The sequence below is a fragment of the Paenibacillus piscarius genome (assembly GCF_022234545.1).
Classification (GTDB): domain Bacteria; phylum Bacillota; class Bacilli; order Paenibacillales; family Paenibacillaceae; genus Paenibacillus_AQ; species Paenibacillus_AQ piscarius.
This window is the reverse complement of record NZ_JAIEUI010000007.1, coordinates 270,388-277,339: the sequence shown is the minus strand read 5'-3', so window position 1 is coordinate 277,339 and position 6,952 is coordinate 270,388. Positions and strand designations below refer to the sequence as shown.

Annotated in this window: 3 protein-coding genes; all 3 read left to right on the top strand. The window is 55.9% G+C overall.

From position 1 onward, the window contains the following. Positions 1 to 225, top strand: a 225-nt coding sequence (locus tag K1558_RS14475; protein ID WP_238652296.1) for a hypothetical protein, incomplete at its 5' end; no start/stop codon positions are given. 336 nt (positions 226 to 561) lie between these two features. After that, a complete protein-coding gene (locus K1558_RS14470) occupies positions 562 to 5,136 on the top strand; it encodes a galactose-binding domain-containing protein (RefSeq protein WP_238652295.1) in 4,575 nt (1,524 codons plus the stop codon). Between the two features lie 20 nt (positions 5,137 to 5,156). Beyond that, positions 5,157 to 6,911 carry an extracellular solute-binding protein gene (locus K1558_RS14465; RefSeq protein WP_238652294.1) on the top strand — a complete coding sequence of 585 codons (1,755 nt, stop codon included), beginning with the start codon at positions 5,157 to 5,159 and terminating at the stop codon, positions 6,909 to 6,911. Positions 6,912 to 6,952: the final 41 nt, after the last annotated feature.

The following is a 6,952-nucleotide window of genomic DNA, read 5'->3' as shown; positions in this document are numbered from 1 at the left end:
ACTACATTGCGTCGGGTGGTGGTGCGCGGACCAAATGTAATCGAAAAACCGACTACATTGGGCATGATGGAGGCGCGCGGACCAAATGTAATCGAAAAACCGACTACATTGGGCATGATGGAGGCACGCGGACCAAATGTAATCGAAAAACCGACTACATTGCTCATGGTGGCGCTGTGTGGGCCCAATGCGCATGGCGGAAGCGTGTGGATCAAATGTACATAGTAAACTGAACACTACGAACTGCTGCATAATTTACTTAATCTTTACTTTCTGCATAAAATCGTTGATTTGTGCAATTGCAACCGGTTTCGGTAAAGGGTACGCTTATTATGGATACTTATTATGAATCTATGAAAGTGTTTGTGTGAAAGGTGAAGACTTCCAGAATCAAGGTAAGGGGGGCTGATGAGGACTCCGGGTAACGACTCCGGCATAGGGATGCCAGGATAAGTACTCCCGGAAATGGACTCCGAGAATGAACTCCGAGAATGAACTCCGGGAAAAGTCAGATTTACAGGCTGAAAAGCTGCAATCTATCGTATAGAGGAGGATGAAGGAATGGCGTATTCAAGAACAGTAAGGCGAAAGAAGGGAATGAGCGGAATCGCTCTGGGTTTGAGCATCATCATGCTGCTGAGTGTCGTGCTGGCCCTTCCGCCAGGACGGGCACATGCGGCGGACTCGTATCTGCTCTCCAAAGACCGGCCGGCGTATGCCTCGGGCACGGAGGGCAATAATACCCCGGATCTGGCGGTGGATGGCAATACAGGTTCAAGGTGGAGCAGCTCGTGGGGCACGGACCCGAACTGGATTTATGTGGATCTCGGGGCAACGGCTACTATTGACCGTGTAGTGCTCCGCTGGGAAGGAGCTTACGCCAAGGCTTACAAAATCCAGGTATCCCCTGACGAATTGAACTGGACGGATGTCTATTCCACAACTACCGGAAATGGCGGTGTGGATGAATTGACGATCAGCGGCACAGGCCGGTATGTCCGGGTATTCGCCACGGAGCGAATTCTGACACAATACGGCATCTCCCTCTATGAGTTCGAGGTCTACGGCACCGGCGGCGTTAATCCTCCTCCGGTGGTTCTTGGGCCGAATGTGGCTTTGAATAAGCCCGCGACGGCCTCATCCTACCAGGTGGCCGACTATCTGCCTGTCGGCTCTACCTTGCCGGAGCTGGCGGTGGACGGCAACCTGAACACACGCTGGTCCTCCAACGCTACCGATAATGAATGGCTGAGCGTTGACCTTGGCAGCGTACGTACGCTGGGCCGGGTGATCATTAACTGGGAGGCAGCCGCCGGCCGGATCTATGATATTCAGGTGTCAGATAACGGCAGCTCATGGACTACAGTATACCGGGAGCTTCACGGCGACGGCGGCACCCTTAATCTTCCCGTCTATGCGAGTGGCCGTTATCTGCGGATGAAGGGTATCAGCAGAGCCACCTCCTTCGGGTACTCGATCTTTGAATTCCAGGCCTATGATTATGTGGCAGGTGATCCGAAGCCAGTCTATAACATTCCGGCCTTGCCGCAGCTGACCACAGTGCCCGTAGGCCAAGGCAGCCATGCGGCGAATGACCTCTCGGTTCCCCAGCCCAAATATCCGCTGTATAAATCGGATTCACTGACTGCGCCGCTGCCTTCCAATGACTGGTGGCAGTCGATCATGATCAATCAGCTTGGTAACGGCATTATCACACTTCCGCTTAAATCGAAATATACCAAGCAGGGACTGAGCATTCTGAATCCGGGCGCAGGCTACTTAAGTGCTGACGGCAAGGCACAGGAAGCCGCGGGAAGCCCGGACTTGTACCTGATGGCCGGCAATATCAATACTTCGGGCATGTCCAACCGGATTACCGGTTACGGCGACTGGTCGGCGACTGCGGTGCTAAGCGACGGCGCTGCGGAGAAGCTGAAGACAACGTTCGTCAAAGGCTCGCCGTACCTCTATTCGCAATTCAGCGATCCGTCCAGTCCTGAACTGTATCTGCCAGCCGGGGCCCGCTTCTTCAACGACAGCAACACTACGATTCTCGCTGCAGACGGCGCTACAGTAACGGCAGACCATATCGGCATTGCGGTCACCAATTCCAACGGCGCGCCAACACCTGAGATGGTGACCAGACACTACGGGCTGTATGCTCCGGCCGGTACAACCTTCAAGCGGGTCGGCGCCAAGCTCAAAATCCAGCTCGGCGGAGGCCAGAATTACCTGTCCCTGTCGGCACTTCCGGCACCGTCTAATCTGAATTTCTTCTACCAGCACGGCTATGCTTTCGTGACGGACACGAAGGTGGCTTATACCTTCAACGAGACGACTTCGGATGTCACAACTACCTTCAATGCGGTAACAGAACTCAAGCGTTCAGGCTTCCCGAATACCACGCTGATGGCGCAGCTTCCCCACCAATGGAAGGTCACCACAACACCGCTGACTGCCGTCTCCTTCCCGTCCATCCGCGGAACGATGAAGGTGACAGAGGGCAATTCGTTTGCCACTAAGGATAAATTCCACGGTATTGTGCCGCAGTTCACTGAGCCGGGCGATTCCACCTATTCCCGTCAGGATCTGCTTGATTACCTGGCGCTGCTCGATACGGACACCGCCACGAATCTGATGCAGGCCGATGCGTATTGGCAGGGCAAGAAGCTGCATCCGCTGGCCATGGGTGTGCTGATCGCCGATCAGATCGGCAATGAGAGCTACAAGAATCTGTTCCTGTCCCGGATGAAGACGGTGCTTACAGACTGGTATACGTACACCTCGGGGGAAACCGATTATTATTTCGACTACAACTCTGACTGGGGAACATTGATCTATAAAAACAGCGAGTTCGGCGCGAACTCCGGCATTACGGACCATCATTTCACGTATGGCTATTATGTTTTTGCATCAGCCGTGCTTGCCACCTATGATACCGACTTCAGAAATAAGTTCAGCGGCATGGTCGATGAGCTGATCCGGGATTATGCCAACCCGTCGAAGACGGACTCGAAGTATCCGTACTTCCGCAACTTCGACCCGTATGAAGGGCATTCATGGGCCGGCGGTTATGCCGACAATGACAGCGGCAATAATCAGGAAGCGGCAGGAGAGTCGCTGTTCGGCTGGGTCGGCCAGTATATGTGGAGCACACTCACCGGCAACACTGCCTTCCGGGATGCGTCTATTATGGGCTTCACGACAGAGCTTAGAGCGGTACAGCAGTACTGGTTCAACTACGACCAGGATAACTGGCTGCCGGGCTATACGCATAAAACGGTGGGTCAGATTTACGGAAGCTCGAATTTCTTCGGCACCTTTTTCAACGGGAATCCGGTGTATGTCTATGGCATTCACTGGCTGCCTACAGCAGAATATTTGACCAGCTACGGGTTCGATACGGCCAAGGCGGCCGGATTATATAATGGCTTCGTGGCCGATAACGGCGGGCCGGAACCGGACTGGTACCATATTGTCTGGCCGATTCAGGCGCTGAGCGATCCGCAGGCTGTGCTGAATAAATGGAACCCGGCACTGCCGCAGCAGAACGAATTGTTCAATACGTATTGGTTCGTGCACAATATGGCAACGCTTGGATCACGCACCAAGGACATTTGGGCAGAGAACGGATACAGTGCAACGGTGTATAAAAAAGGTTCGGACTACCGCGCGCTGGTCTGGAATCCGACGAATGCGGCCATAACCGTTACGTTCCGTAATAGCGGAGGGGTTACAGGCTCGGCTCTGGTTCAAGCCGGTAAGCTGGTGAAGGTCGACCCGACGAAGGTGACCACGGATACGCTGCTTACTCCGCCTGCACTGACAGCCGATACCACTGATAATGCAGCCGGCCAGCCGATTGAGCTGATGTTCACGGAGAATGCGGCCTGGAGAAATGCAATCACTGCGGTGAAGGTGGATGGAGTGACAGCAACGGCAGCGAATTATTCTGTAGAAGCCGGTAAAATCACCCTGAACACCGCGCTGTTCCCCACGGCGAAGACTTACACGGTTACCGTAACAGCAGACGGATATACCGATACTTCGGTGCAGCAAGTGATCACTGGCGGAACAACGCCGTCTGGGAATCTTGCGCTGAATAAGGCGGTTACTGCTTCGGAGAATCCGAAGCAGCCGGCTGCCGGCGCTGTGGACGGTAATGACGGCACCCGCTGGGAATCGGATTTCAGTGATCCGCAGTGGATTCAGGTGGACCTCGGCTCTGCCCAGACGGTCAGCCGTATCCTGCTGAACTGGGAGGGGGCATACGCCAAAGCCTACACGATCGAGACATCGGCAGACGGCGCGAACTGGGCAACGGTCTATTCGACAACAACCGGAGACGGAGACATCGATGACATCAGCTTCACCCCGGTCAATGCGCGGTATGTGAAGGTGCACGGGACAGAACGCGGTACGCCGTACGGGTATTCCTTATGGGAACTGGAGGTGTACGGCAGCGGCAGCGCCGTGACACCGCTGGCTCCGCCTGCCCTGGCAGCTGATACCACTGAGAACGCAGCCGGCCAGCCGATTGAGCTGACATTCACGGAGGATGCAGCCTGGAGAAATGCAATCACTGCGGTGAGGGTGGATGGAGTGGCGGCAGCGGCGGCGAATTATACCGTGGCAGCCGGTAAAATCACCCTGAATCCAGCGCTGTTCCCTACGGGGAAGACTTACACCGTTACAATCACTGCAGCCGGATATAATGACGCATCTGTGCAGCAGGTGATTACCGGCGGAACACCGCCGCTTGTGAACCTGGCCCTGAACAAGGCGGTAACCGCTTCGGAGAATCCGAAGCAGCCCGCTGCCGGAGCGGTGGACGGAGATCTGGGCACCCGCTGGGAATCGGACTTCAGTGACCCGCAATGGATTCAGGTGGATCTCGGCTCTGCCCAGACAGTCAGCCGTGTGCTGCTGAACTGGGAGGGGGCGTACGCCAAAGCCTATACCATTGAGACGTCGGCAGACGGAACGAACTGGACAACGGCGTATTCCACAACCACCGGAGATGGAGACATCGACGATATTAGCTTCACCCCGGTCAGTGCGCGGTATGTGAAGGTGAACGGGACGGAGCGCGGCACACAATACGGCTATTCGTTATGGGAATTGTCAATCTATTAAGGCACAGGTCAGCAGCACTCTTGTTCTTACTGGTTCTGGGCAGCCTCAGTGCCTGCTCGGGCAGCGATCCGGGGAAGCCGGCGGCTCTCCATACGGCAAGCAGTGCCGCTAACGCGACTACCACCGGCAATGCCGATAGCGCTAACCGCAGGGGGGCCGCAGACAGCAGCGGTTCCGGCAATCCGCTGCCTGCGGGCCATCCTTCAGCCGCCCCCCTCTCGGAGTTGGCCGCCAAGGTGAAGCCGGTCCGGTTCTCCGTCTTTGTGAACTATGACTGGTATACCGCGCCGGACTGGGAGGGAAGGCCGCATACCCGGTGGATCACCGATCACCTGAAGGTCACACTTCGCCCGGTCCCCTCGGGCGGGGCCGCCGCCCAGAAGCTGAACGCGATGATTGTGTCGGATCAGCTTCCCGATGTCCTGGTTATGGATCGCGGCAAGGAGGTGGAACGGCTGCAGAAGGCGGGTAAGCTGGTGGCGCTGGACCCTTATCTGGAGCAATATCCTGAATTCGCCCGAATGATCGGCGAGAACACGCTGAACATGCTGCGCAGTGAAGACGGCAGACTGTACCAGATTCCGAACTGGTATATTAACGGCAGCGGAGGCAGCGGCAATGCCGGCTTCCTGGTGGAGAAGAAAATATACAGTGCTCTAGGCTCTCCTAAGCTGGAAACATGGGATGATCTAGAAGGATATCTGAAGCAAGTGCAGAAGAAGTACCCGGATGTTGTGCCCATTGATTTCGGGGAGACCCGGGACAGCGTGGATATCCAGATGATCGGTATGCTCTACAGCGGGGCGGCGGAGAACCGGACGCCAGTCTTCACCGCTCCCGGTTCAGGCCAAATCTTCGGTGTACCCGCCGGGACCCGGCTGACTTCCGTGTACCGGGACCCGGCATTCCGGGAGACGCTGCTGCTGGCAAGCCGGCTGGTCCGCCAGGGGCTGACCTCCCCGGATCTGTTGACCGGGACTCGGGATCAGGTGCTGGAGAAGCTGAAGAGCGGCCGGATCGCCGTATTCGGCGCTTATGACGCCGTCGTGGAGGGGATTGGCCGGGAAGCGAATAATCTGCTCTCGGCGAAGGATCCGCTGGGCGGTTATGAGCTTATCTGGCCGGTGCACCGGGAAGGTGTGGATCCGGGCAAGGTCTACCCCTCCGGGTACAATACGCTGGGCTGGAATGTCAATGTCATTACAACCTCTGCAGAAGACCCGGAGGCCATCTTCTCTTATATGAACTGGGCGACGAGTCCCGAGGGGCAGCGGATTCTTTTTTTCGGGCCGGAAGGGTTGTTTTATGATACAGTAGAGGATGAAATCCCCATTCCAAATGGTGCCTATATTGGACGGGATTTGAAGCGGTATGATGAGCTGAAGCTCGGAGAATTCAACTGGTACGGCAATACTTCTTATATTGATGCCGCCAAGGCAAGGCGCGAGAAGCTGCTGCCCGCCGGGGCCCGGGACTGGACGACCCTGGGACAGGCGAATATAACGTTCAAGACTTCGATGAATATCACCGAATTCTCCAATCTTGATCCGGCGCCCGCCTCGGAAGAGGGGCTTATCCTGCAAAGGCTGAGGGATCAATACGCGCAGGCGGTTCCCCGGATGATTTTTGCGGCAAGTGATGAAGAACTTCTGGAACTGCTCCAGGAAGCAGACAAGGAAGCAACGGACATAGGGTATGACAGGCTGCTGGCCTGGAAGACAGAAGTGTGGCAGAGCAATCTTAAGAAGATCAAGGACGATTCACCGGAAAACTAAACGTTAGGGAAAAGAGGGATACGTCATGTACCCTCTTTTCC